Here is a 675-nt window from a genome sequence, read left to right as displayed (position 1 = left end):
TAAATGAACACTGATCTTGTCCTTTCTTCACTTTAGTAGCAACTTTTCACCTCTTCGATAAAAGCCATAACTGCTTCCTCTTTTGTTGCCCAGGAAGTAACCAGACGTATGGCAGAGTGACCAGAATCGATCTTTTCCCAAATGAGAAAAGCATAGTTTTTTTGCAGCTTTGCCACAAGAGCATTAGGCAGAATCGGAAACAGCTGGTTTGATGGTGAATCGATCAGAAAAGGGATGTTGGCCTCGAGTAATCCCTTCCTAAGAATGTCAGCCATTTGGTTCGCATGCCTTGCAAGGTCAAAATAGAGATTGTCCTTGAACAGTTCAAGAAACTGAATGCCTAATAATCTTCCTTTTGCCAAAAGTCCGCCTTTTTGTTTCATATGATAACGAAAATCTTCTTTCAGCGATTCGCGGCAAATGACTAACGCTTCACCAATAAGTGCACCATTCTTAGTTCCACCAATATAGAAGGCATCAACAAGTTCTGGAAGATCGCTAAGTTCAAGATCACTTTCTGAAGAACAAAGAGCTGATCCAAATCTTGCTCCATCCATAAATAAAAGAAGATTCTTCTCGTGACAGAAATTTCGCAGATGCTCCAGCTCATTTCTAGTATAAATAGAACCAATTTCCGTCGAATTTGATATGTATACCAGTTTAGGTTTCACCATA

Annotated in this window: 1 protein-coding gene; it reads right to left on the bottom strand. The window is 39.7% G+C overall.

The genetic code is table 11. The features are described from left to right. Nucleotides 1-32 precede the first annotated feature (32 nt). The coding region (locus BFU02S_RS16105; RefSeq protein ID WP_084361171.1) for a threonine aldolase family protein at nucleotides 33-675 on the bottom strand (643 nt) is incomplete at its 5' end.

This window comes from Neobacillus fumarioli NBRC 102428 (assembly GCF_001591485.1).
Classification (GTDB): Bacteria; Bacillota; Bacilli; order Bacillales; family Cytobacillaceae; genus Neobacillus; species Neobacillus fumarioli.
Note: the sequence above shows the minus strand (reverse complement) of the source record. Positions and strands in the feature narration are given on the sequence as shown.